General features: G+C 72.4%; 22 protein-coding genes, 1 tRNA gene and 2 pseudogenes. 16 read left to right on the forward strand and 9 right to left on the reverse strand.

Annotated elements, in window-relative coordinates; all coding sequences use genetic code 11:
• Positions 1-629 precede the first annotated feature (629 nt).
• Positions 630-716: transfer RNA gene (locus tag KRR39_RS08415), tRNA-Leu, on the reverse strand.
• A gap of 102 nt (positions 717-818) precedes the next feature.
• Between KRR39_RS08415 and KRR39_RS08420 the strand changes: the two genes are divergently transcribed.
• Positions 819-2144 (forward strand): M20/M25/M40 family metallo-hydrolase, encoded by a 1326-nt coding sequence (locus tag KRR39_RS08420; protein ID WP_216941593.1) that lies wholly within the window; start codon positions 819-821, stop codon positions 2142-2144.
• Positions 2145-2160: 16 nt separating this feature from the next.
• On the opposite strand, the gene KRR39_RS08425 is transcribed toward KRR39_RS08420, so the two are convergent.
• The 3 genes from KRR39_RS08425 to KRR39_RS08435 are packed head-to-tail and all read right to left on the reverse strand — an operon-like array spanning position 2161 to position 3942.
• Positions 2161-2670, reverse strand: a complete 510-nt coding sequence (locus tag KRR39_RS08425; protein ID WP_216941594.1) for a universal stress protein — start codon at positions 2668-2670, stop codon at positions 2161-2163.
• A 23-nt stretch (positions 2671-2693) separates the two neighbouring features.
• Positions 2694-2936 carry a DUF5703 family protein gene (locus KRR39_RS08430; protein WP_216941595.1) on the reverse strand — a complete coding sequence of 81 codons (243 nt, stop codon included), beginning with the start codon at positions 2934-2936 and terminating at the stop codon, positions 2694-2696.
• A gap of 49 nt (positions 2937-2985) precedes the next feature.
• Entirely contained in the window at positions 2986-3942 is a 957-nt protein-coding gene (locus KRR39_RS08435; protein ID WP_216941596.1) for an aldo/keto reductase, read from the reverse strand.
• A gap of 136 nt (positions 3943-4078) precedes the next feature.
• On the opposite strand from KRR39_RS08435, the gene KRR39_RS08440 reads away from it, so the two are divergent.
• The gene (locus KRR39_RS08440; RefSeq protein WP_216941597.1) at positions 4079-4909 is read left to right on the forward strand and encodes an undecaprenyl-diphosphate phosphatase; all 831 of its coding nucleotides are present in this window, start codon (positions 4079-4081) and stop codon (positions 4907-4909) included.
• 13 nt (positions 4910-4922) lie between these two features.
• Here KRR39_RS08440 and corA read toward each other — a convergent pair whose 3' ends face one another.
• Positions 4923-5903 (reverse strand): magnesium/cobalt transporter CorA, encoded by a 981-nt coding sequence (corA, locus tag KRR39_RS08445; RefSeq protein WP_216941598.1) that lies wholly within the window; start codon positions 5901-5903, stop codon positions 4923-4925.
• Between the two features lie 33 nt (positions 5904-5936).
• Here corA and KRR39_RS08450 point away from each other — a divergent pair, with 33 nt between their 5' ends.
• From KRR39_RS08450 to mshC, 4 genes are read left to right on the forward strand one after another with little or no spacing between them, the layout of a single operon-like run.
• Positions 5937-6650 (forward strand): histidine phosphatase family protein, encoded by a 714-nt coding sequence (locus tag KRR39_RS08450; protein WP_216941599.1) that lies wholly within the window; start codon positions 5937-5939, stop codon positions 6648-6650.
• A gap of 9 nt (positions 6651-6659) precedes the next feature.
• Entirely contained in the window at positions 6660-7250 is a 591-nt protein-coding gene (locus KRR39_RS08455) for a DUF3090 domain-containing protein (protein ID WP_216941600.1), read from the forward strand.
• A complete protein-coding gene (locus tag KRR39_RS08460; protein ID WP_216941601.1) occupies positions 7247-8059 on the forward strand; it encodes an SCO1664 family protein in 813 nt (270 codons plus the stop codon). Before KRR39_RS08455 ends, KRR39_RS08460 begins: the two co-directional genes overlap by 4 nt.
• A 23-nt stretch (positions 8060-8082) precedes the next feature.
• Positions 8083-9300, forward strand: a complete 1218-nt coding sequence (gene mshC / locus KRR39_RS08465) for a cysteine--1-D-myo-inosityl 2-amino-2-deoxy-alpha-D-glucopyranoside ligase (protein WP_216941602.1) — start codon at positions 8083-8085, stop codon at positions 9298-9300.
• Positions 9301-9360: 60 nt separating this feature from the next.
• Here mshC and KRR39_RS08470 read toward each other — a convergent pair whose 3' ends face one another.
• Positions 9361-10212, reverse strand: a complete 852-nt coding sequence (locus KRR39_RS08470) for a PAC2 family protein (RefSeq protein WP_216941603.1) — start codon at positions 10210-10212, stop codon at positions 9361-9363.
• Positions 10213-10418: 206 nt separating this feature from the next.
• On the opposite strand from KRR39_RS08470, the gene metH reads away from it, so the two are divergent.
• From metH to KRR39_RS08500, 6 genes and pseudogenes are all read left to right on the forward strand, one after another.
• Complete coding sequence (metH, locus tag KRR39_RS08475; RefSeq protein WP_302053583.1) at positions 10419-14156, forward strand: methionine synthase; 3738 nt, start codon at positions 10419-10421, stop codon at positions 14154-14156.
• Positions 14157-14185: 29 nt separating this feature from the next.
• Positions 14186-14817 (forward strand): annotated as a pseudogene (locus KRR39_RS08480) (HAD family hydrolase).
• 66 nt (positions 14818-14883) lie between these two features.
• On the forward strand, positions 14884-15636 hold the full coding sequence (locus KRR39_RS08485) for an MOSC domain-containing protein (protein WP_302053584.1): 753 nt from the start codon (positions 14884-14886) through the stop codon (positions 15634-15636).
• Between the two features lie 68 nt (positions 15637-15704).
• Entirely contained in the window at positions 15705-16106 is a 402-nt protein-coding gene (locus tag KRR39_RS08490; RefSeq protein WP_216941606.1) for a hypothetical protein, read from the forward strand.
• 83 nt (positions 16107-16189) lie between these two features.
• The gene (locus KRR39_RS08495; protein WP_216941607.1) at positions 16190-17440 is read left to right on the forward strand and encodes a sensor histidine kinase; all 1251 of its coding nucleotides are present in this window, start codon (positions 16190-16192) and stop codon (positions 17438-17440) included.
• Positions 17437-18096: a response regulator gene (locus KRR39_RS08500; RefSeq protein ID WP_216941608.1), complete on the forward strand. Its 660-nt coding sequence runs from the start codon at positions 17437-17439 to the stop codon at positions 18094-18096. Before KRR39_RS08495 ends, KRR39_RS08500 begins: the two co-directional genes overlap by 4 nt.
• 227 nt (positions 18097-18323) lie before the next feature.
• On the opposite strand, the pseudogene KRR39_RS25590 reads toward KRR39_RS08500, so the two are convergent.
• Positions 18324-19001: pseudogene (locus KRR39_RS25590) on the reverse strand (RecB family exonuclease); the annotation flags it as partial.
• A 107-nt stretch (positions 19002-19108) separates the two neighbouring features.
• On the opposite strand from KRR39_RS25590, the gene KRR39_RS08510 reads away from it, so the two are divergent.
• The 4 genes from KRR39_RS08510 (at position 19109) to KRR39_RS08525 (ending at position 23522) form a co-directional block, all read left to right on the forward strand.
• Entirely contained in the window at positions 19109-20284 is a 1176-nt protein-coding gene (locus KRR39_RS08510) for a site-2 protease family protein (RefSeq protein WP_254185609.1), read from the forward strand.
• A 34-nt stretch (positions 20285-20318) separates the two neighbouring features.
• On the forward strand, positions 20319-21257 hold the full coding sequence (locus KRR39_RS08515; protein WP_216941609.1) for a tRNA (adenine-N1)-methyltransferase: 939 nt from the start codon (positions 20319-20321) through the stop codon (positions 21255-21257).
• Between the two features lie 153 nt (positions 21258-21410).
• The gene (gene arc / locus KRR39_RS08520; RefSeq protein WP_216941610.1) at positions 21411-23168 is read left to right on the forward strand and encodes a proteasome ATPase; all 1758 of its coding nucleotides are present in this window, start codon (positions 21411-21413) and stop codon (positions 23166-23168) included.
• 3 nt (positions 23169-23171) lie between these two features.
• Complete coding sequence (locus KRR39_RS08525; protein ID WP_216941611.1) at positions 23172-23522, forward strand: hypothetical protein; 351 nt, start codon at positions 23172-23174, stop codon at positions 23520-23522.
• Positions 23523-23857: 335 nt separating this feature from the next.
• Here the strand turns inward: KRR39_RS08525 and KRR39_RS08530 are convergent, their stop codons facing one another.
• Together KRR39_RS08530 and KRR39_RS08535 are read right to left on the reverse strand one after the other, a co-directional pair.
• A complete protein-coding gene (locus KRR39_RS08530; RefSeq protein ID WP_216941612.1) occupies positions 23858-24328 on the reverse strand; it encodes an aminoacyl-tRNA deacylase in 471 nt (156 codons plus the stop codon).
• Positions 24325-24855, reverse strand: a complete 531-nt coding sequence (locus tag KRR39_RS08535) for an NUDIX hydrolase (RefSeq protein ID WP_216941613.1) — start codon at positions 24853-24855, stop codon at positions 24325-24327. The genes KRR39_RS08530 and KRR39_RS08535 overlap by 4 nt, the downstream gene beginning before the upstream one ends.
• Positions 24856-24868 lie beyond the last annotated feature (13 nt).

The raw sequence follows: 24868 nt of genomic DNA on the forward strand, positions 1-24868 counted from the left end.
GTCCGCCGGGGTGGCCGACCCGCCACCGGTGTAGCCCGGGAGTCCGGAAAGTCCCGGGAGCCGTGACAGCCGTGGCAGCCCGGGAAGGGGTGGGAGCCGCCGGAGCCCCGGGAGCCCTGGGAGCGCTGGGTGTCCCTGGTGACGGCCTGGCCCGGCGGCACGGACCCCCACGCTCAGGCGACGAGGCGGGTGCCACCCGACGGCGACGTGCACGATGACGCAGATGCGGTCGGCCAGCGCCAGCTGCCCGGCGACGGCCCCCCGGGTGGCGACCAGGCCGACCGACACCGCCCCCGGGGCTCCGGGTTCGCCCGTTCGGCCCGCTCGGCCAACCCGGTCGGCGGGCTCGGCGTGCTCGGCCTGCTCGGGACGGCTCGGAAGGTGAGCGCGGGCGGGGGCTGGGGTGCCCGGGTGCGCACGCAGGGTTGCGGGGCCGGGTGCGGGCACCTCGCCGGCCGGTGGCGTCGCCGCCGGTTGCCGCGGCGGCGGTGGGTCCGGGGCCGTCTGCAGGTGCGGCGGGAACGACGACGCCCCGGTCGCGGCAGACGCTAGTTCCGCCGTCTGACCGCTACCGGGGCGTACTCTGCGAACGAAGCCCGCAGGGGCCTGGGCAATCGCCCAATCCATCGTGTCCGAGGGGGGGACTTGAACCCCCACGCCCGATAAAGGGCACTAGCACCTCAAGCTAGCGCGTCTACCTATTCCGCCACCCGGACAGGGTGCGCATGCAGGACCCAGAACCGGCCCTGATTGCGGCCGTAACTGTAGCAAAAGCGGGGCCGGATCCTCGCATCGGGGAGGGGTGTCAGGATGGGCGCATGACGACGCGAACCGAGGACCGAGAGCACGAGTCGTACGACCCGGCGGCCGAGGTGGTCGAGATCTGCCGGGACCTGATCCGGATGGACACCACGAACTACGGTGACGGGTCCGGCCCGGGGGAGCGCAAGGCCGCCGAGCACGTGGCCGCGCTGCTCGACGAGGTCGGGATCGACTCCGAGCTCTACGAGGGCGTCGCCGGGCGCACGAACGTGGTCGCCCGCTGGGGGTCGGGGGACGGTGCGCCGCTGCTGCTGCACGGCCACCTGGACGTCGTACCCGCCGAGGCGGACGACTGGACGGTCCACCCGTTCTCCGGCGAGGTGCAGGACGGCTACCTGTGGGGACGCGGCGCCGTGGACATGAAGGACTTCGACGCGATGCTGCTGTCGGTCGTCCGGGCCCGGGCCCGCGCGGGCGTCGAGCCGCAGCGGCCGGTGGTGCTCTGCTTCACCGCCGACGAGGAGGCCGGCGGCCACCAGGGCGCCGAGCAGATCGTGCTGAACCGCCCGGACCTGCTGGAGGGCTGCACCGAGGGCATCGGCGAGGTCGGCGGGTTCAGCGCCACCGTGCGCGGCCGCCGGGTCTACCTGATCGAGGCCGCCGAGAAGGGCATGGCCTGGATGCGGCTGACCGCCAAGGGGCACGCCGGGCACGGCTCGATGCGGCACCCGGACAACGCGGTGACCGCCCTGAGCGCGGCGGTCGCCCGGATCGGGGCGCACCAGTGGCCGGTCCGGCTCACGCCGTCCATGCAGGTGCTGCTGTCGTCGATCGGCGAGCTGGCCGGGGTCGAGGCCACCCCGGAGAACGCCGAGCAGCTCGTCGACGAGTTCGGTCCGGCCGCCCGGATGCTCGGCGCGGTCATCAAGCACACCACGAACCCGACGATGCTGAACGCCGGCTACAAGGTGAACGTGGTGCCCGGCGAGGCGACCGCGCACGTGGACGGCCGGTTCCTCCCGGGCTACGAGGACGAGTTCTTCGACACGCTGGCGGAGCTGGTGGGGGACCGGATCACCATCGACTACGTGAGCAGGCAGTCGGGCCTGGAGACCACCTTCGACGGCCACCTGGTCGACGTGATGACCAGCTCGCTGCTGGCCGAGGACCCCGACGCGCTGGTGGCGCCGTACCTGATGTCCGGCGGCACCGACGCCAAGCACTGGGACAAGCTGGGCATCCGCTGCTTCGGCTTCGCGCCGCTGCGGCTGCCCGGCGACCTGGACTTCACCGCGCTGTTCCACGGCGTGGACGAGCGGGTGCCCACCGACGCGCTGGAGTTCGGCGCGCGGGTGTTCGACCGGTTCCTCGACCAGGCCTGACCGGCCGGGGCGCGGGTCAGCCCTTGGCCAGACCGGAGTCCGGCTCGGTCGGCTGCCCGTCGAGCTGTACGTCGACCGGCACCACGACCACGGGGCAGGCCGCGTGACCGACCACCTGGGCGGCGGTGGAGCCCATCACCAGGCCCAGGAACCCGCCCGTGCCGCGGGACCCGACGACCAGCATCTCGGCGCCCCGCGAGGACTCGACGAGGCGTCGGCCGGCGGCCCCGTGCAGCACCTGGCAGGTCACCCCCGCGCCCTCCGGGAGACCGAGCGCCGCCACGTCGGCGCGCAGCCGCTCGCGGACCGCCGCCTCGAAGTCGGTCAACGGCGGGACGTACCCCGCGGCCCACGTCGACGGGCGGGGCGCCGAGGACAGTGACCAGGTGCGCACCACCAGCAGCGGGCAGCCCAGCCGGGCCGCGATCCGGGCCGCCCAGCGGACGGCCTGCGACGACGCCGGGGAGCCGTCGTGCCCCACGAGCAGCCCGCCGGACGCGTCGGCGGTGGTGGCGACCCGGTCCATGGCGGACCCTCCTTCGGGGTGGCTCAGACGTAGTAGGTCGAGCGCTGCCGGATGATCTTGCGGCGCAGCACGACCCGGCGGGTGCCGTCGGGGGAGAGCCGGAGCCGGTCCAGCTCCCAGCCCCCGTGCTCGGCGCGGTCGACCAGCATCCGGGTCACCGAGCTGCGCGAGAGCTCGCGCGAGAGGGTCAGCCGCTCGAACTCGTACTCCACACCGGGGTTCAGCGCACGACGCTGCGCGGAGGTGTGGATCTTCGTGCCTGGCATGCAGTCAATCCTGACATGCACCGGCGACGGTGTCCCGTGAAGGCCCCCGTCAGCCCTCGCCCGGTCCGGACACGTCGTCGAGGGCGGCGACGATCTGGTCGGGCAGCTCGAGCTCCTCGACGGTCAGCGAGCCGCGCAGCTGGGCGGCCGTCCGGGCGCCGACGATCGGGGCCACCACGCCGGGCCGGTCGCGGACCCAGGTCAGCGCCACCTCGAGCGGCGACCAGTCCAGGCCTTCGGCTGCGCGCGCCACTGCCTCGACGATCCGGGAGTGCCGCTCGCCGAGGTAGCTGCCCACGAAGTTGGCGAAGTGCGGCGAGGCGGCGCGCGAGTCGGCCGGCGTGCCGTGGCGGTACTTCCCGGTGAGCACGCCGCGGCCCAGCGGGGACCACGGCAGCACGCCGAGGCCCATCGCCTCGGCCGCCGGCAGCACCTCGGTCTCCGCGCGGCGGTTCACCAGGGAGTACTCCACCTGGTTCGACGCCAGCGTGGCCCGGCCGGGGACCGCGCGCTGCCAGGTCGCGGCCTGGGCGGACTGCCAGCCGGCGTAGTTCGACACCCCGACGTACGCCGCGCGACCGGTCGCCACCGCGTAGTCGAGCGCCGTCAGCGTCTCCTCCAGCGGGGTGTCCTCCACCCAGGTGTGCACCTGCCAGAGATCGACGTGGTCGACCCCGAGACGGCGCAGCGACGCGTCCAGGGTGCTGATCAGGTAGCCGCGCGACGCGTTGGTCTCCCGGCTGCCCCGGCCCCGGCTGATCCCGGCCTTGGTGGCGAGCACCAGGTCGTCGCGCTGCACGACGTCGCCGATCAGCGAGCCGATCAGCTCCTCGGACGCGCCCTCGCCGTACCCGGCCGCGGTGTCCACGAGGGTGCCACCGGCCTCGGTGAAGGCGACCATCTGGTCGCGGGCCTCGTGCTCGTCGGTGTCGCGTCCCCAGGTGAGGGTGCCGAGTCCCAGGCGGGAGACCTTCAGCCCGGTGCGACCCAGGTAGCGCTGCTGCATGCCGCAACGCTATCGAGGCGGGGCCTGCCCAGCCCCTCCGGCTCGCCGTACGACGTCCGCCGAGCCTTCATGCTGCGGTCACGTTCAGCCCCGTAGGGTGTGCGGCAGCCCGGAACCGGACCACCAGGAAGAGCAGATGGACTACTGGCAAGCAATCATCCTCGGCATCGTCGAGGGGCTGACCGAGTTCCTCCCGGTGTCCAGCACCGGTCACCTCACGATCGCCGAGAAGCTCCTCGGCCTCTCCACGAGCGACCCGGGGGTGACGGGCTTCACCGCGGTGATCCAGATGGGCGCCATCGTCGCGGTCATCGTCTTCTTCGCCCGGGACATCTGGCGGATCATCGTCGGCTGGTTCCAGGGGCTGTACAAGCCCGAGCTCCGCGGGACGCTCGACCACCGGATGGGGTGGTACGTCATCCTCGGGTCGATCCCGATCGGCATCGTGGGCTTCGCGCTCAAGGACGTGATCAAGAACGACCTGCGGTCGCTGTGGGTCGTCGGCGTCGCCCTCATCCTGTGGAGCGCGGTGATGCTCTTCGCGGAGCACCGCGCGCGGCAGACCCGGGAGGAGCGGGACCTCACCCTCATCGACGCACTCGTCGTCGGCCTGGTGCAGTGCATCGCCCTGGTCCCGGGGGTCTCACGCTCCGGGGCGACCATCTCGGCCGGCCTGCTCCGGGGCCTGGACCGGGTCACCGCCACCCGGCTGTCGTTCTTCCTGTCGATCCCGGCCCTGCTGGCCGCCGGGCTGTTCGAGCTCAGGGACGCGCTCGGCAGCGACGGGGTGGGTCTCGGCCCGACCCTGGTGGGGACCGTCGTCAGCTTCGTGGTCGCCTACGCGAGCATCGCCTGGCTGCTGAAGTTCGTCGCCGGCAACTCGATCGGGAAGTTCGTGCCCTACCGCGTCGGGCTCGGCGTGCTGCTGCTCTTCGCGCTCAGCGCCGGCTGGATGACCGCGACCTGAGCCGGACCGGCTCCTAGAGCCAGCCGGACTTCTTGAAGAACCGGTAGAGCACCACGCTGGACACCAGCATCAGGCCGAGGGCGTAGAAGTACCCGTAGTGCCAGCGCAGCTCCGGCATGTTGGAGAAGTTCATGCCGTAGACACCGGCGACCAGGGTGCCCACCGCGGCGATCGCGACCCAGGCCGAGATCTTCCGCATGTCCTCGTTCTGCTGGACGCTGATCTGCGCCAGGTGCGCGTCGAACGCGGTCGACAGCAGGGTGTCCAGCGTCTCGATCGCCTCCGTCACCCGGATCACGTGGTCGGTCACGTCCCGGAAGAACGGCGCGGCCTCCTGGGTCACGAACGGCACCGAGCCGGTGGCGAAGCGCTTCATCGGCTCGCGGAGCGGGAGCACCGCCCGCCGCACCTCGGCGAGCTCGCGCTTGAGGATGTAGATGCGCTGCGAGTCCTGGGTGCGGATCGGGGAGAACACCGAGGCCTCGACCTCGTCGACGTCCTCCTCCAGCGCGGTCGCGACCGACTCGTACTCGTCGACGACCCGGTCGCAGATCGCGTAGACCACGGCGGAGGGGCCGTGCCCGAGCACCGCGGTCTGCTTCTCCAGGTCCAGCCGCGCGGAGTGCAGCTCGGTGCCCTTGCCGTGCCGGACGCTGACGACGTAGTTGCGGCCGACGAACAGGTTGATCTCCCCGGTCTCGACGGCGTCGTCCTCGTCGACGTACCAGAGGGTCTTGACGACCAGGAAGAGCCCTTCGGCGTACCGCTCGAGCTTGGGCCGCTGGTGCGCCTTGAGCGCGTCCTCCACGGCCAGCGGGTGCAGGGAGAAGATCTCCGCGACGTGGTTGAGCTCGTGCTCCGCCGGCTCGTGCATGCCGACCCACACGAAGTCGCCGGCACCGCCGGCACGGTCACGGAGCTCGGCGAGGTCCTCCTTGGTGCAGTCCACGGGGACTCTTACGCCGCCGCGGTAGAGGGCGCTGTCGACGATCATGGCGCTCAGGGTACGTGCCCTAGCCTCTGCTACATGCCAACCCTGATCCTCGCCCGACACGGCCGCACCACCGCCAACGCGACCGGCGTGCTCGCCGGGCGGAGCAAGGGCGTGCACCTCGACGAGCGCGGCACCGAGCAGGCCCGGGCCGCGGGGGAGCGGCTGGCCGGGCTGACCCTGTCCGCGGTGGTCACCAGCCCGCTGGAGCGCTGCCGGGAGACCGCCCGGGCGATCGTCCGGCAGCAGCCCACGCCGCCCGCGACCGCCACCGAGCGCGGCCTGGTCGAGTGCGACTACGGCTCCTGGACCGGCCGCGAGCTGAAGACCCTCGCCAAGGAGCCGATGTGGAAGACCGTGCAGGCGCACCCGTCGGCCGCCCAGTTCCCCGAGGGCGAGTCGATGGCCGAGATGTCGGCCCGCGCGGTCGCCGCGGTCCGGCGGTGGGACGCCAGGATCGAGGCGGAGCACGGTCCCGACGCGGTGTGGGTCGCGGTCAGCCACGGTGACGTGATCAAGGCGATCCTCGCCGACGCGCTCGGCAACCACCTCGACACCTTCCAGCGGATCATGGTCGACCCGGCGTCCCTGTCGGTGGTGCGCTACACCCCGCTGCGCCCCTTCGTGGTGAGCATGAACACCTCCGCCGGGGACCTCGCGCACCTCAGGCCGCCGGCCAAGAAGGGCCGCAGCAGCCGCAGGCGCAGCAGCGACGCGGCCGTCGGCGGTGGCGCTGGGACCACCCCCTAGGCTCGGACCATGGCATCGGTGATCCACAGCTTCGACCCGCCCGAGCGCTTCGTCGCCGGCACGGTCGGTCCTCCTGGCCAACGCACGTTCTTCCTGCAGGCGCGCACCGGTGCGCGAGTCACCAGCGTGGCCCTGGAGAAGCAGCAGGTCTCGGTGCTGGCCGAGCGCATCGACGAGCTGCTCGACGAGCTGATCTCCTCCACCGACGCGGAGGCCGCCATCCCCGCGATGCCGCCGGTCGCGCTGGAGGACAACGGTCCCCTCGAGCAGCCGATCGTCGAGGAGTTCCGGGCCGGCACGATGACGCTGTCGTGGGACTCCGCCGACGAGCGGATCGTCGTCGAGGTGTTCCCGTTCAACGACGCCACCGTGGTCGAGCCGGGCACCCCCGAGGAGGAGATCGAGGAGCCCGAGCCCGAGGAGGTGCTCGTCGTGCGGCTGCCCGCCGGGCTGGCGCGGGCGTTCAGCAAGCGCGCGCAGGCCGTCGTCGGCGCCGGGCGCGAGCCCTGCCCGTTCTGCGGTGGGCCGCTCGACCCGTCCGGCCACCTGTGCCCGCGGGCCAACGGCTTCCGCCGGACCACGGTCGAACCGGACGCATGAGCTCACCCGCCGGCGAGACGGACGAGCACGAGCTGCTGAACCGCGGCGAGATCGAGCTGCAGGGCCGGATCATGCCGGCCTCGAACGCCACCTTCTTCGGCACGGTGACCCTGGACGGGGTGAGCATCGACTGCGTCTACAAGCCGGTGGCCGGCGAGCGTCCGCTGTGGGACTTCCCCGACGGCACGCTCGCGCGGCGTGAGGTGGCGGCGTACGTCGTGTCCGAGGCGCTGGGCTGGGACGTCGTGCCCCCGACCGTGCTGCGCGGAGACGCCCCCGCCGGCCTCGGCATGGTGCAGGCCTGGCGGGAGCCGGACGCCGGCCAGGACCCGGTCGACCTGGTGCCCACCGGGTCGGCACCCGAGGGCTACCTGCACGTGCTCGACGCCTACGACGGCGACGACCGGCCGGTCTCGCTGGTCCACGAGGACTCCGTGGCGCTGCGCCGGATGGCGGTGTTCGACATCGTGGTGAACAACGCCGACCGCAAGGGCGGGCACGTCCTGGCGATGCCCGACGGGCACCGGTTCGGCGTCGACCACGGCGTCGCCTTCAACGTCGAGGACAAGCTCCGGACCGTGCTGTGGGGCTGGGCGCGCCAGCCCCTGGACCCCGAGGACGCGGCGGGCGTGCGGTCGCTCCTCGACCGGCTGGCCACCCCGACCAGCGAGCTGGCGGTGCTGCTCGGCGACCTCCTCGACGCGGACGAGGTGCTGACGACCCGGCTGCGCTGCGAGGCGCTGCTGCGCCGCAACGCCATGCCGATGCCGTCCGGGGGCGGGCCCTCCATCCCGTGGCCGGCCTTCTGAGGCCCGGCCGTTAGGCTTCCGGCATGCGAGCGTGGACGAGTCCTGACGTGCCCCGGATCGACCTCGGGACGGCGGATCCGGTGCGGGTCCACGACACCGCCTCCCGGACCGTGCAGGTCAGCGACCCCTCGGGCGCCGCGCGGATGTACGTCTGCGGGATCACGCCGTACGACGCGACGCACCTCGGGCACGCCGCGACGTACCTCGCCTTCGACCTGCTGAACCGCGCCTGGCGCGACGCGGGGCACGAGGTGGCCTACGTCCAGAACGTCACCGACGTCGACGACCCGCTGCTGGAGCGGGCGACCGCCACCGGCGTCGACTGGGTGGAGCTCGCCGAGCGCGAGACCCAGCTGTTCCGCGAGGACATGACGGCGCTGCGGGTGCTGGCGCCCGACCACTACGTCGGCGCGGTCGAGGCGATCCCGCTCGTCGTGGAGATGGTCCAGCAGCTCCAGCAGCGCGGCCACGTCTACGACGTCGACGGCGACCTGTACTTCTCGGTGCGCTCCGACCCGCGGTTCGGCTCGGTGTCGAACCTGTCCGAGGACGAGATGCGCGCCGTGTTCGGCCAGCGCGGGGGAGACCCCGACCGGCCCGGCAAGAAGGACCCGCTGGACTGCCTGCTGTGGCAGGCCGAGCGGCCCGGCGAGCCGGCCTGGGACACGGTGCTCGGGCGCGGCCGGCCCGGCTGGCACATCGAGTGCTCGGCGATCTCGCTGCACCACCTCGGCGCCGAGCTCGACGTCCAGGGCGGCGGCAGCGACCTGGTGTTCCCGCACCACGAGATGAGCGCGTCGGAGGCGCAGGCCGCCTTCGAGGGGCTGACCTTCGCCCGGGCCTACGTGCACGCCGGGATGGTCGGCTACCAGGGCGAGAAGATGTCGAAGTCCAAGGGCAACCTGGTGCTGGTCTCCCGGCTCCGCGAGGCCGGCGTCGACCCGATGGCGATCCGGCTGGCGCTGCTCGCGCACCACTACCGCTCCGACTGGGAGTGGACCGACGCCGACCTCTCCGCCGCGCAGGACCGGCTGGCGGCCTGGCGGGCGGCGGTCGACGGCGCGTCCCGTGCGCAGGCCGAGTCGCTGGTGCCCGTCGTACGGCAGGCGCTGGGCGACGACCTGGACGCGCCCGCGGCGCTGGCCGCCGTGGACGCCTGGGCCGCCGGTGAGCCCGGGGACGGGTCCGGGGCCGACCTGGTCCGCAGCCTCCTGGACGCCCGCCTCGGCGTCGTCCTCTAGCCGAGCCCGGACCGCCGCCTCCGCGCGCACCCCGACGCCGGAGCACCCGGGGTACGGCGGTCAGTCGTCGTCGGACTCGCGGCGCTTGAGGTACCGCTCGAACTCGCGGGCGATCGCCTCGCCGCTGGCCTCCGGCAGGTCGGCGGTGTCCCGGGTCTCCTCGAGGGCCCGGACGTATTCGCCGATCTCCTCGTCCTCCTCGGACAGCTCGTCGACGCCTCGCTCCCAGGCGCGGGCCTCCTCGGGGAGGTCGGCCAGCGGGATGCTGAGCTCCAGCAGGTCCTCGAGCTGGCCGAGCAGCGCCAGGGTCGCCTTGGGGCACGGCGGCTGGGCGACGTAGTGCGGGACGGCCGCCCAGAACGAGACCGCAGGGATGTCGGCCTGGGTCACCGCGTCCTGGAACACCCCGACGATGCCGGTGGGGCCCTCGTAGTTGGACTGCTCGAGCTTGAGCCGGTCGGCGATGTCGGGCTCGCTGGCGGTGCCGGACACGGGGATCGGACGGGTGTGCGGGGTGTCGGCCAGCAGCGCGCCGAGCGTCACCACCAGCTCGGCCCCGAGCTCCTCGGAGGCGGCCAGCAGCTCGGCGCAGAACTGCCGCCAGCGCATGTTCGGCTCGATGCCGCGCAGCAGGATCACGTCGCGCAGCGCACCGGGGGGCGAGCAGACCGACAGCTGGGTGGAGGGCCAGGTGATCCGGCGCATCCCGTCGTCCCCGGTGCCGACCAGCGGGCGGTTGACCTGGAAGTCGTAGAAGTCCTCCGGGTCGATCGCCGCGACGACCCGCGCGTCCCAGACCCGGGCCAGGTGGTCGACGACGGAGGAAGCCGCGTCCGCCGCGTCGTTCCAGCCCTCGAACGCCGCGATCAGGACCGGCGACCTCAGCTGCGGCACGTCCTCGATCTCGATCACCCGCCCAGCCTAGTCCGGCGGCACGGCGGCGGGACACAGGTCCACGCCGGACGCACCCGACCGGCGACCCGGGCGCACCTGACAGAATGTGGACACAGGAACCAGGATCCGGAATCGCCGGAGAGGGCCCCGCGTTGCCCACCTACCCTGAGCAGGGCTCCCGTCGCGGAGCCGCCGACGAGATCGTGAGGACGTTGACCCCCGCCGTGACCGAGCCGCAGATCCGACCGGACGCCACCGAGGAGCTCGCCGCTGCGCTGCGCGAGCGGATCCTCGTGATGGACGGCGCCATGGGCACGATGATCCAGCGGCACGGGCTGTCCGAGGAGGACTACCGCGGCGAGCGGTTCGCCGACTGGCCGCAGGACATCCGCGGCAACTCCGACCTGCTCAGCCTGAGCGCCCCCGACGTGATCCGCGGCATCCACCGCGAGTACCTCGAGGCCGGCGCCGACCTGGTCGAGACCAACACCTTCAGCGCGCAGCGGATCTCCCAGGCCGACTACGGCATGGAGGAGCTCGCCTACGAGATGAACTACGAGTCGGCGCGGCTGGCCCGGGAGGCCTGCGACGAGATGACCGCGCGCACCCCCGACCGGCCGCGCTGGGTGATCGGCGCGCTCGGCCCGACGAACACCACGGGCTCGATCTCCCCGGACGTCAACGACCCCGGCAAGCGGAACATCACCTACGACCGGCTGGTCGAGGCCTACACCGAGCAGGCCCGCGGCCTCGTCGACGGCGGCGCCGACGTGCTGCTGGTCGAGACGATCTTCGACACCCTGAACGCCAAGGCGGCGATCTTCGCGCTCGAGACGCTCTTCGAGGATCGCGGCCGCCGCTGGCCGGTGATCATCTCCGGGACCATCACCGACGCGTCGGGCCGCACCCTGTCCGGCCAGGTCACCGAGGCGTTCTGGAACTCCGTGCGGCACGCGCGCCCGCTCGCCGTCGGGCTCAACTGCGCGCTCGGCGCCGCCGACATGCGCCCGTACATCGCCGAGCTGTCCCGGGTCGCCGACACCTTCGTGAGCTGCTACCCCAACGCCGGGCTGCCCAACGAGTTCGGCGAGTACGACGAGGCACCCGACCAGACCGCCGCGGTGCTGGAGGAGTTCGCCGCCAGCGGGCTGGTCAACCTGCTCGGCGGCTGCTGCGGCACGACGCCCGAGCACGTCACCGCGATCGCGGGGGCCGCCGCGGGCAAGGCGCCGCGCGAGCGCCCCGAGGTGCCCCCGGCCCTGCGGCTGGCCGGGCTCGAGCCGGTGGCGATCACCGGGGACTCGCTGTTCGTCAACGTCGGCGAGCGCACGAACATCACCGGCTCGGCCCGCTTCCGGCGGCTGATCAAGGAGGGCGACTACGGCGCCGCCCTGGCCGTCGCGCGCCAGCAGGTCGAGGCCGGCGCCCAGGTCATCGACGTCAACATGGACGAGGGCATGATCGACGGCGTCGCGGCGATGGACCGCTTCGTGAAGCTGCTGGCCAGCGAGCCGGACATCTCCCGGGTGCCGCTGATGGTGGACTCCTCGAAGTTCGAGGTCATCGAGGCCGGCCTCAAGTGCGTGCAGGGCAAGCCGATCGTGAACTCGATCTCCATGAAGGAGGGCGAGGACAAGTTCCGCGAGCAGGCCCGCCTGTGCCGCAAGTACGGCGCCGCGGTCGTCGTGATGGCCTTCGACGAGGACGGCCAGGCCGACAACCTCGACCGCCGCAAGGCGATCTGCCGGCGGGCCTACGACATCCTGGTCGACGAGGTCGGCTTCCCGGCCGAGGACATCATCTTCGACCCGAACATCTTCGCCGTCGCGACCGGCATCGAGGAGCACGCCAACTACGGCGTCGACTTCATCGAGGCGACCCGCTGGATCAAGCAGAACCTCCCGGGCGCGCTCGTGTCCGGCGGCGTCTCCAACGTGTCGTTCTCGTTCCGGGGCAACAACCCGGTGCGCGAGGCGATCCACTCGGTGTTCCTCTACCACGCGATCCGGGCCGGCATGGACATGGGCATCGTGAACGCCGGCGCCATGGAGGTCTACGACGAGATCGACCCCGAACTGCGCGAGCGGATCGAGGACGTGGTCCTGAACCGTCGGGCGAACGCCCTGGAGAGCACCGAGCGGCTGCTCGAGATCGCGCCCGACTTCGCCGGTGACGGCACCGTGAAGGAGGTCGCCACCGAGGAGTGGCGCTCGCTGCCGGTGTCCGAGCGGATCACGCACGCGCTGGTCAAGGGCATCGACGAGTTCGCGGAGTCCGACACCGAGGAGCTGCGGGCCGAGATCTCCGCGCGCGGCGGCCGGCCCATCGAGGTCATCGAGGGCCCGCTGATGGACGGCATGAACGTCGTCGGCGACCTGTTCGGCAACGGCAAGATGTTCCTGCCGCAGGTCGTGAAGTCCGCCCGCGTGATGAAGAAGGCGGTGGCCTACCTCATCCCGTTCATCGAGGCCGAGAAGAAGCCCGGTGACGTGGAGGAGAAGAAGGGCACGATCGTGATGGCCACCGTCAAGGGCGACGTGCACGACATCGGCAAGAACATCGTCGGCGTGGTCCTGCAGTGCAACAACTACGAGGTGATCGACCTCGGGGTGATGGTGCCCGCGCAGAAGATCCTGGACACCGCCCGGGAGGTCGATGCCGACCTGATCGGGCTGTCCGGGCTGATCACCCCGTCCCTGGACGAGATGGTCAACTTCGCCGCCGAGCTGGAGCGCCAGGGCTTCGACATCCCGCTGCTGGTCGGCGGGGCGACCACGTCCCGCGCGCACACCGCGGTCAAGGTCGACGGGAAGTACCACGGACCGGTCGTCTGGGTGAAGGACGCCTCCCGCTCGGTGCCGGTCGCCTCCGCGCTGCTCTCGGCCGAGCGCCGCGACAAGCTCATCGCGGACGTGACCGCGGACTTCGACTCGATCCGCGAGCGGCACGCCGCCAAGCACAACGACCGCAGGCTGCTGTCCCTCGAGGCCGCCCGCGCCAACGCCTCGCCGGTCGACTGGGAGGGCTACACGCCCCCCGCCCCGGCCGTCACCGAGCAGGTGACGGTGCTGGAGGACTACCCGCTCGCCGAGCTGCGCGACTACATCGACTGGCAGCCGTTCTTCAACGCGTGGGAGATGAAGGGCCGGTTCCCCGACATCCTGAACCACCCGGCGTCCGGCGAGGCCGCCCGCCGGCTCTACGACGACGCCCAGGAGATGCTCGACCGGATCGTCGAGGAGGGCTGGCTGCAGGCCAACGCCGTGCTCGGCCTGTTCCCGGCGAACGCCGTCGGCGACGACGTCGAGGTCTACACCGACGGCACGCGCACCGAGCGGCTCACGACGCTGCACCACCTGCGCCAGCAGGGCGAGCACCGCGCCGGCGTACCCCACCGCTCGCTGGCCGACTTCGTGGCGCCTCGCGAGACCGGCCTGCCCGACCACGTCGGCGCGTTCGCGGTCACCACCGGCCTCGGCAGCGAGGCCAAGGCCAAGGAGTTCAAGGAGCAGCTCGACGACTACTCGGCGATCCTGCTGGAGTCGCTCGCCGACCGGCTCGCCGAGGCGTTCGCCGAACGCCTCCACGAGCGGGTGCGCACCGAGTTCTGGGGCTACGCCCCGGACGAGAGGCTCGACAACCAGGCGCTGCTCAAGGAGGAGTACGACGGGATCCGGCCCGCCCCGGGCTACCCCGCGTGCCCGGAGCACACCGAGAAGGCCACCCTCTGGCAGCTGCTGGACGTCGAGAAGAACACCGGGATCACCCTGACGGAGAGCATGGCGATGTGGCCGGGCGCCTCGGTCAGCGGCTTCTACTACTCCCACCCGCAGTCGCAGTACTTCGTCGTCGGCCGGATCGGCAAGGACCAGGTCGAGGACTACGCCGCCCGCAAGGGCATGTCCCTGGCCGAGGCGGAGCGCTGGCTGTCTCCGAACCTCGGCTACGAGCCGGAGGACTGATGGGCAGGCCGGCAGCGGTGCTCTGGGACATGGACGGCACCCTCGTGGACACCGAGCCCTACTGGATCGAGTCCGAGTTCGAGATCGTCCAGGAGCACGGCGGCACGTGGAGCCACGAGCACGCCATGAACCTGGTCGGCAACGACCTGCAGGAGTCAGGCCGCTACATCCACCGGCACAGCGGGATCGACCTGGAGCCGGCCCGGATCGTCGAGGAGCTGCTCGATCGGGTCGTCGCCCGGGTCTCCCGCGAGGTGCCGTGGCGTCCGGGTGCCCTGGAGCTGCTGCACGACCTGCGCGAGGAGGGGTGCGCTGCGCGCTGGTGACGATGTCCTACCGGCGGTTCGTCGCGCCGATCCTGGCCACCCTGCCCGACGGCATCTTCGAGGTGATCGTCACCGGCGACACCGTCAGCCAGGGCAAGCCGCACCCCGAGCCCTACCAGAAGGCCGCCGCGATCCTGGGCGTCGACCCGGCGGACACGATCGCGATCGAGGACTCCAACACCGGCGCCCGCTCCGCCGAGGCGGCTGGCTGCACGGTCCTGGTCGTGCAGAACCACGTCCCGGTGCTGCCGGGGGAGCGTCGGATCTTCGTCGACACGCTGGCCGGGATGCTCACCGGCGACCTGCCGGTGCCCGGCGCCCCGGCGCCCGCCTGATGGAGACCGGGGTCCGGGTCACCTCGCTGCACCGCTACCCGGTCAAGGCCTGCGCGGGGGGAGCCGCTGGACGCCGTCGAGGTCGGGGTGGCCGGGCTGCGGCACGACCGTGGGCTGGCCGTCGTGGCCGACGGAGTCGTGCTCACCCAGCGCGAGCACCCGGTGCTGGCGCGGGTCCGTCCGGTCCTCGACGACGCGACCGCCCGGCTCACCCTGTCGTACGACGGGCGCGACCCGGTCGACGCGCTCGTGGACACCTCCGGCCGGACCCGCGAGGTCACCCTGTTCGACGAGACCGTCGCCGTCGTCGACCAGGCTCCGGAGCTGTCGGCCTGGTTCGGCGGCCTGCTCGGTCGGACCGTCCAGCTGGTCGGGGCGCCGGCCGGCACGCGACGTACCAGCCCGGGCGCGGTGCCGAGGCAGACGGTGCTCTCCGACGAGGGCTCGGTCTCGCTGCACTCCGAGGCGTCCCTCGAGCGGCTCAACGGGCTGCTCGCCGCACGCGGGGAGCCGCGGCTGCCGGCCGACCGGTTCCGGGCGAACGTCGTGGTGGGTGGCTGCCCGGCGCACGCCGAGGACGACGCCGCGACCTTCCGGGCCGGCGACGTGACGCTGGCCTTCGCGCGGCTCGACGAGCGCTGCGCGGTGACGACCGTGGACCAGCAGGCGGGGGAGCGGCGCGGCCCGGAGCCGCTGCGCACGCTCGCGACGTACCGGCGTCTCGACGGCGCAGGGGTGGCCTTCGGGGTCTACGCCGCGGTGACGGTCCCCGGCACCCTCCGGCTCGGCGACCCGGTGCTCCTGGACCGCAGGTCGTAGCACCACCGGACAATGGCGGGCTGCCCGTGCCGAGCGCCACGCTGGACCCTCGACCCGAGGAGACCGCCATGACCCGCACCCCCCGCAGGACGCTCACCGCAGCAGCCACGCTCGCCCTCACCGCCGCCCTGGTGGCCGGCACCGCCCCGTCTGCGCTGGCCGGGAACGACGACACGGTGCGCCGCGGGTCCTGCTCCGGTTCGACCGACTGGAAGATCAAGGTCGGGCCCGAGGACGGCCGCCTCGAGGTGGAGGCCGAGGTGGACAGCAACCGCAGCGGCCAGACCTGGCGCTGGCGGCTGACGCACAACGGCTCGCTGTCGGCGAGCGGGACGCGCGGCACCGGGGGACGCAGCGGGTCCTTCGAGGTGCGCCGCACCACCGTCGACTCCCGCGGTGCCGACGGGTTCGAGTTCCGGGCCCGCAACGTGCGCAGCGGCGAGCTCTGTCGCGGAACCGTGAACTTCTGACCCGGTTCGCCCGCATACTGGGCCGTCAGCTGGGCCACCGTCGTCGAGATCCCGGGAGTGTCGTGCGCTACGCGAGGAACCCCGTGGCGCAGTTCCTGGCCGCCGGCCTGGTGGTCCTGGTCGTGGTGGTCGTCGGCACCCTGCAGCTGAGCCGGCACGCCGCGGACGACGAGGCCGTCAACGATGCCCGGGCCACCACCGAGCTGCTCGCCACCTCGGTCGCCCAGCCGGCCATCCCGCGCGGGCTGGCCGCCGGCGAGTCCGGGGCGGTGGACCGGTTCGACCGCACCGTGCTGCGCCGGCTGCTGGTCGGCGACGTGCTGCGGGTGAAGATCTGGACCGCCGAGGGGCGGATCGTCTACTCCGACGAGACCCGGCTGATCGGCGACCGGTTCCCGCTCGGCCCCGAGGAGCTCGAGGTGCTGCACGGCGGCACCAGCGACGCGGAGCTCTCCGACCTCGCCGAGCCGGAGAACCGCTTCGAGAAGAAGGACGTCTCGCTGCTCGAGGTCTACACGCGGGTGCGCTCGCCCGAGGGCGAGCCGCTGCTCTTCGAGGCCTACTACTCCGCCGCCGACATCGCCCGCCAGCGCCAGCAGATCTACCACTCCTTCGGCCCGATCGCCCTCGGTGGCCTGCTCGTCCTGGTCGCCGTCACCACCCCGCTGCTGTGGGCGCTGACCCGGCGCCTCGAGCGCACCGGACGGGACCGGGCCCGGCTGCTGGAGACCGCCGCAGACGCCTCCGAGTCCGAGCGCCGCCGCATCGCGCGCGACCTGCACGACGGCGTGGTCCAGGACCTCGCCGGGACGTCGTACTCCCTGTCCGCGGCCGCCCGGGACCCGGGCACCGCACCGGACATGGCGCAGCGCCTCGAGCCGATGGCCGGCGCGTTGCGCTCCAGCCTGCGGTCCCTGCGCTCGCTGCTCGTGGAGATCTACCCGCCCGAGCTCGGCGCCGACGGCCTGGAGGCGGTGCTCGGCGACCTGGTGGCCACCGCCGCGCCGGCCGGCGTGCACGCCGTGGTCGAGGTGTACGGCGTGCAGGGCGCCTCCGACGACGCGGTCCGCCTCGTGTGGCGGGTCGCCCAGGAGGCGGTGCGCAACGCGCTGCGGCACGCCAAGGCCGAGAACCTCACCGTCCAGGTGGGCACGGTCGGGGAACGGCTCAGCCTCGACGTCACCGACGACGGCCTGGGCTTCGACCCGCACCGGCAGGCCTCGGGGCTCGGCCTGCGCAGCCTGCGCGACCTGGTCTCCGAGGCCGGCGGCCGGCTCGACGTCCGCTCCTCGACGGGCGAGGGCACCACCGTGCACGCGGAGGTGCCCCGATGACGCTCCCGACGACCGGACCGGCGACCGGACCCGCGACCGGTGCGGTCCGGGTGGTGCTGGTCGACGACCATGCGGTGGTCCGGACCGGTCTGGCCCAGCTGCTCACCGGCGCGGGCGGCATCGACGTGGTCGGCCAGGCCGGGGACGGCGCCGAGGCCCTCGAGGTCGTACGACGGACCCGGCCGGCGGTCGTGGTGATGGACCTGCAGATGCCCGGTGTGGACGGGGTCGCGGCCACCCGGTCGATCCTCGCCGAGGAGCTCGGCGCGGAGGTCGTGGTGCTCACGTCGTTCTCGGACAACGCCCGGATCGCCGCCGCCCTGGACGCCGGCGCGGTCGGGTACCTCCTCAAGGACGCCGACCCCGAGGACCTGATCGAGGGCATCCGAGCGGTCAGCCGGGGGGAGTCCCCGCTGCACCCCAAGGTCGCCCGGCAGCTGCTCACCGCCCGGCACGCCGCCCCGGCCAGCGTCGACCTGACGCCCCGCGAGCGGGAGGTCCTCGGCCTGGTGCGGGAGGGGCTGGCCAACAAGCAGGTCGCCCGCCGCCTGGGGATCAGCGAGCGGACCGTGAAGGCGCACCTGACCTCGGTGTTCCAGCGGATCGGGGTCACGGACCGCACCCAGGCCGCGCTCTGGGCCGAGCGGAACCTCTGAGTCAGTCGGTGTCCTCGGCCGACAGGCCGTCCGTGAGCCGCTCGACCGGCTCCGCCGCGGGCAGCGGCGGGGGAGTGCCGCCCCACTCGGGGCAGATCGACTGGTGCGCGCACCAGCCGCACAGCGGGCTCTTGCGGGGGGCGCCAGTCGCCGGTGTCCTGGGCGGTGCGGATCGCCTGCCAGAGCGCCTCGACCTTGCGCTCGGTGGCCAGCAGGTCGCTCTCGTCGGGGGAGTAGCGCAGCACCTCGCCGCTCCCGAGGTAGATCAGCTGGAGCATCCGCGGCACCACGCCCCGGGTCCGCCAGAGCACGAGCGCGTAGAACTTCATCTGGAACAGCGCCCGCGCCTCGTAGGCCTCGCCGGGCGCCCGGCCGGTCTTGTAGTCGACGACCCGGATCTCCCCGGTGGGGGCGATGTCGAGCCGGTCGATGAAGCCGCGCAGCAGCAGCTTGGACCCGAGCAGCGTCTCGACGTACAGCTCGCGCTCGGCCGGCTCGAGCCGGGTCGGGTCCTCGAGCGCGAAGTAGCGGCCCAGCGACTCCTGGCAGGAGGCCAGCCAGGCGCCGATCTCCGGGCCCGCGGAGCCGAACATCTCGGCGATCTCCGGCTCGGCCTCGAGGACCTGCTCCCAGGCGGGCTGCAGCATCTGCGCCGCCCGGTCGGGCGTCCGGTCCGCCGACGGCAGGTCGAAGAGGTTCTCGAGCACCTTGTGCACCACGGTGCCGCGCACCGCGTCCGGCGACGACGGCTCGGGCAGCCGGTCGATGGTGCGGTAGCGGAACAGCAGCGGGCAGCTCATGAAGTCACCGGCCCGGCTGGGGGACAACGACCCGATCACGTGGACGCCGTCCACGTGGGTCCGCTCCACCCCGTCGAGCACCGACGGTCCCGTGCTGCTGGTCATCTCCGCCACCTCACCCGCTCCGCCGCCCACGCCCTGCGGCCGGCCTGCCTCGACAGTAGGGGACCGCACCGACGGAACCGGGGGGCCCGCCGCGATAGCGTGGAGACGTGGACGACCAGCGCACCGCGGAGCCCGGGGGACCGACCGGACCGCGTCCCGACGCGCCCAGGCGCCCGCCCGGCACCCTCCGGATCGGCCAGATCGGCGGCGTGGACGTCCTGGTGCGGTCCTCGTGGCTGCTGGTCGCCGCGATCATCTCGGTGATGCTGGCCCCCGCCGTCGAGCAGGTCGAGCCCGGCCTCGGGGCCGGGAAGTACGTCGCCGGTCTCGCGTTCGCGGTGCTGCTCTACCTCTCGGTGCTGCTGCACGAGGCCTCGCACGCGCTGATGGCCCAGCACTACGGCCTGCCGGTCCGCTCCATCACGCTGCACTTCCTGGGCGGGGTCACCGAGATCGACGGCGAACCGGACACCCCCGGCCGCGAGTTCGGCGTCTCGGTGGTCGGCCCGCTCACCTCGCTCGCGGTCGGCGTGGCCGCGATCCCGCTCGCCGTGCTCGCCCCCGACAGCTCGCTGCTCGACCTGGCCGCCAAGGGCCTGGCCGGGGCGAACCTCGTGGTCGGCGTCCTGAACCTGGTGCCCGGGCTGCCGCTCGACGGCGGCCGGGTGCTGCGGGCGGTCGTCTGGAAGATCACCGGCAGCCCGCACCAGGGGACCGTGGTGGCCGGTTGGGGCGGACGGGTGGCGGCGCTGCTGGTGCTGGCCTACCCCTTCACCCGGCAGTTCCTGCTGGGCGTGCCCGCGGACCTCACCGACTACGTCTTCGCGTTCGTGATCGCCAGCTTCTTGTGGACCGGCGCCTCGGCCTCGATCATGTCCGCCCGGGTACGTCGCCGGCTGCCGTCCCTGCAGGCCCGGACGCTGGCCCGCCGCACGCTCATGGTCCCCGACGACCTGCCCCTCGCGGAGGCCGTCCGGCGCGCCCAGGACGAGCAGGCCGGCAGCATCGTGGTGCTGGACGCCCAGGGGATCCCGAGCGCGATCGTCAACGAGGCCGCGGTGCTCGCCACCCCCGAGGAACGCCGTCCCTGGCTGCCGGTCAGTGCGGTCGCCCGCTCCCTCGAGCCGGGCCTCACGTTCCCGGCCGACATCGCCGGCGAGCCGCTGATCCTGGCCATGCAGAAGGTGCCCGCGTCCGAGTACCTCCTCCTCGACGGGGACGGCAGCATCTTCGGCGTCCTGGTCACCGACGACGTCGACAAGGCCTTCGCCGCAGGCATCTGAGGAGGCCGCCGGGGCGCGTGAAAGAGTGCAGCCCATGTCCCCCGACACCCCTGAGAACTCCTGGTCCGGCGTACGACGCGGGCCCCTGCAGCCCGGCGAGTGGATCCGGCTCACCGACACCAAGGGCCGCAGGCACAACATCCAGCTGGTCGAGGGCAAGCAGTTCTTCACCAACCGCGGCTCGATCGACCACGACGACCTGATCGGCCGGCCCGAGGGGTTCAGCGTGACCTCGACCGCGGGCGGGGAGTACCTCGTCTTCCGGCCGCTGCTCAACGAGTTCGTCGTCTCGATGCCGCGGCAGGCGGCGGTGGTCTACCCCAAGGACGCCGCCCAGATCGTGGCGATGGCCGACGTCTTCCCGGGCGCCCGGGTGGTCGAGGCCGGGGTCGGCTCCGGGGCCCTCACCTGCTCGCTGCTGCGCGCGGTCGGCCCGGGCGGGCTGGTGTCGTCCTACGAGCGCCGCCAGGAGTTCGCCGACCAGAGCGTCCAGAACGTCGACCAGTTCTTCGACGGCCGGCACCCGGCCTGGAAGCTCACCGTCGGCGACCTCGTGGAGAGCCTCGACGACGAGGACGTGGACCGGGTGATCCTGGACATGCTCGCGCCCTGGGAGTGCGTGGACCGGGTCGCCGAGGCGCTGACCCCCGGCGGGCTGGTCTGCGCGTACGTCGCGACCACCACCCAGCTCGGCAAGACCGTGGAGACGCTGCGCGCGCACGGCGGGTTCACCGAGCCGCAGCCCTGGGAGTCGCTGGTCCGGGACTGGCACGTCGAGGGCCTCTCGATCCGCCCCGGCCACAAGATGATCGGGCACACCGGCTTCCTGGTGACCGCCCGCCGGATGGCGCCGGGGGAGACCGCCCCGGCCAAGAAGCGCCGTCCCGCACCCGGTGCCTACGGCGTCGACTACGACGGCCCGCGCCCCACCGGTCTGCCGCCGCAGGTCGCCGAGGAGCCCTTCGACGCCTGATCGGCCCCGTTCGGGGGTTGGGTGTTCCCGCTAGGTTTCCGGCAGGTCACGGTTGGGACAAACGTGACCGACACATGGGAGGTTCCCCACCGGATCCCCCCGCCCGCGAGTAGTGTCGAACGCATAGCACCCACGCTGTGGAGGTGACTTCAGTTGTCAGCATCAGACAGTGGTCAGGACCGGTCCGGGTCGCGCCCTGCCGAGGAGCTGCGCAGCCAGCTCGGGTTCCTCGAGGACGAGGTCACCGAGCTCCGGCGCCGGCTCGCGGAGAGCCCGGTGCACTCCCGCGCCGTCGAGCAGCGGCTCGCCGAGACGCAGCGGTCGCTCGCCGCGGTCACGGCCCAGAACGAGCGCCTGGCCCAGACGTTGCGCGAGGCCCGCGACCAGATCATGACGCTCAAGGAGGAGGTCGACCGGCTCGCGCAGCCGCCGGCCGGCTTCGGCACCTTCCTCGCCCGCAACGAGGACGACTCCATCGACGTGTTCACCGGCGGCCGCAAGCTGCGGGTGAACGTCAGCCCCTCGGTCGACCTCGACGAGCTGCAGCGCGGCCAGGAGGTCATGCTCAACGAGGCCCTCAACGTCGTCGCCGCCCTCGAGTTCGAGAAGGTCGGCGAGGTGGTGATGCTCAAGGAGATCCTCGCCGACGGCGAGCGGGTCCTGGTGATCGCCAATGCCGACGAGGAGCGCGTGGTCCGCATCGCCCAGCCGCTCAGCGAGACCAAGCTGCGCGCCGGCGACTCCCTGCTCCTGGACTCGCGGTCCGGCTACGTCTACGAGAAGGTCCCGAAGTCCGAGGTCGAGGAGCTCGTCCTCGAAGAGGTCCCGGACATCGACTACTCCGACATCGGCGGCCTGTTCGCGCAGATCGAGACGATCCGCGACGCGGTCGAGCTGCCCTACCTGCACCCCGAGCTGTTCGTCGAGCACGAACTCAAGCCGCCCAAGGGCGTGCTGCTCTACGGCCCGCCCGGCTGCGGCAAGACGCTGATCGCGAAGGCGGTGGCGAACTCGCTGGCCAAGAAGGTCGCGGCCCGCACCGGCCAGGAGGGCAAGTCCTACTTCCTGAACATCAAGGGCCCCGAGCTGCTCAACAAGTACGTCGGCGAGACCGAGCGGCACATCCGGCTGGTGTTCCAGCGGGCCCGGGAGAAGGCCAGCGAGGGCACCCCGGTAATCGTGTTCTTCGACGAGATGGACTCGCTGTTCCGCACCCGCGGCTCGGGGGTGTCCTCCGACGTCGAGAACACCATCGTCCCGCAGCTGCTCTCGGAGATCGACGGCGTGGAGACCCTGGAGAACGTCCTGGTCATCGGCGCGTCCAACCGCGAGGACATGATCGACCCGGCGATCCTGCGGCCCGGCCGCCTCGACGTGAAGATCAAGATCGAGCGCCCCGACGCCGAGTCGGCGCGCGACATCTTCTCCAAGTACCTCACCGCCAACCTGCCGCTGCACGCCGAGGACCTCGCCGAGTTCGGCGGGGACCGGGCGGCCTGCGTGGCCGGGATGATCCGGGCCACCGTGGAGCGGATGTACACCGAGACCGAGGAGAACCGCTTCCTCGAGGTGACCTACGCCAACGGCGACAAGGAGGTCCTGTACTTCAAGGACTTCAACTCCGGCGCGATGATCCAGAACATCGTCGACCGGGCCAAGAAGATGGCGATCAAGGACCTGCTCGACAGCAACCAGAAGGGGCTGCGCGTCACGCACATGCTCCAGGCGTGCGTCGACGAGTTCAAGGAGAACGAGGACCTCCCGAACACCACCAACCCCGACGACTGGGCCCGGATCTCCGGCAAGAAGGGCGAGCGGATCGTGTTCATCCGCACGCTCATCACCGGCAAGCAGGGCACGGAGCCAGGTCGGTCCATCGACACGGTGTCCAACACCGGCCAGTACCTCTGAGCCATGCCGGGGGGCGAGCAGATCGGACGCGAGGACGCCGAGGCGTTGCTCGAGGTGCGGCGCGAGCTCGGACCGTCGTACGACGAGGCGCTGGTGGACTCGTTCGCCGAACGCATCGAGCGGGCCGTCGCGGAGCGCGTCGAGGACCAGCTGGCGCGTCGGCGCGAGGTCACCCGGGCGGCCGCCGGCTCCGGTGGCCGCCAGCTGGCGCTGGGGATCGTCTCGATGGTGGCGGCGATCCCGATCAGCATCGTGCTCGGGGTCACCGGCAACTACGCGGCGATGCTCGTGGCCTGGGTGGGCATCGTGCTGGTGAACATGGCACATGCGCTGCAGGGCCGTCCCCGGTCCTGATCTAGCCTGGAACCATGTTCTTCTGGATCGGTGTCACCGTCGTGTTCGTGGTCTTCGTCGGGGTCGTCACCTGGGGCCTGCGCGGCATCGCCGGCCGCGCCCACGAGCCCGGCACCCAGCACCTCGACTGACCGGCGCACGACCGGCGTCCCCCGACCGGCGCGGCGTCGGTTGGATCGGTCGTTCGCGGGTAGAGGGTGAGGGCCCACACCACATCGGAGGCCCCGTGAAGACCATCCTCATCATCATCGTCGTCGTGCTCGTCGTGCTGTTCCTGCTCGGGAAGTTCCGTCCCGGCCGCAAGTGACCGCACCGGGTGCGCATCCACCGCGACGTCAGCGGGGGTCGGTGACGTCCGCGACCAGGGCGTCGAGCTTCTGCACGACCTCCGCGGCGTCGACGGTGACCGCGACACCCGGGGCGCCGGCCCCCAGCGAGACCGGACCGGACAGCGACGCGTCCGCGACCACCGGCCAGGCCGTGGTGCTGCCCAGCGGCGTGATCGTGCCCCGCACGTAGCCGGTCACCTCCAGCGCCACCTCGGCGCTCGGCATCGACAGCCGGTTCAGCCCGAGCACGGCCCGGAGCTTGGGCCAGGCGATCTCCCGGTCACCCGGCACCAGGACGAACCGGTAGTCGTCGTCGGCGAGCCGGACCACCAGCGTCTTCACGACCGCCGCCGGCTCGAGGCCGCGGGCCTCGGCCGCCTCCTCCAGGGACCGCACCGGTCCGTGCCGGGTCACCGTGTGCGCGAGCCCCAGGGACTCCGCAGCAGCCAGCGCGCGGGCCGAGTTGTCGTCGCTCATGCCCAGAATCGTAGGGCGCCGTAGTCGCCGACGCCGTCGCGCGCGAGTCGGCCGAGCAGCTGCCGGGTGTCCGGCACGAACAGCCAGCCGGGGTCGGTGAGCAGGGCGTCGAGCTCCTCCAGCGACCTCCAGGCGCCCCAGACCACCTCTCCGTCGGCGTGCCTGACCGGTCCGTCCCAGGTGGTCTCGTAGCAGTGCTCCACGCAGCGCGTCCCGTCGTCCTCGTAGACCGAGAGGCCCAGCGGCCGCAACGTGGCGCCGGTGACGCCGAGCTCCTCGGCGAGCTCGCGCGCGGCCGAGACGGCCGGCTCCTCGCCGTACCCCATGACCCCGCCGGCGGCGGCGTCGTGGTGGGAGGGTGCCCAGTCCTTGTCGGGCGAGCGCCGGTGCACGTAGATCCGCCCGGCCGGGTCGCGGACCAGCACCGCGGTGGCGGCGTGCAGCAGGTTCTCCCGGCGTACGACGGAGCGCTCGGCGGAGCCCACCACGGCGCCCGTCCGGTCCACCAGGGCCACGATCTCGGTCATGAACCCCATTGTC

This window comes from Nocardioides panacis (genome assembly GCF_019039255.1).
Classification (GTDB): Bacteria; Actinomycetota; Actinomycetes; order Propionibacteriales; family Nocardioidaceae; genus Nocardioides_B; species Nocardioides_B panacis.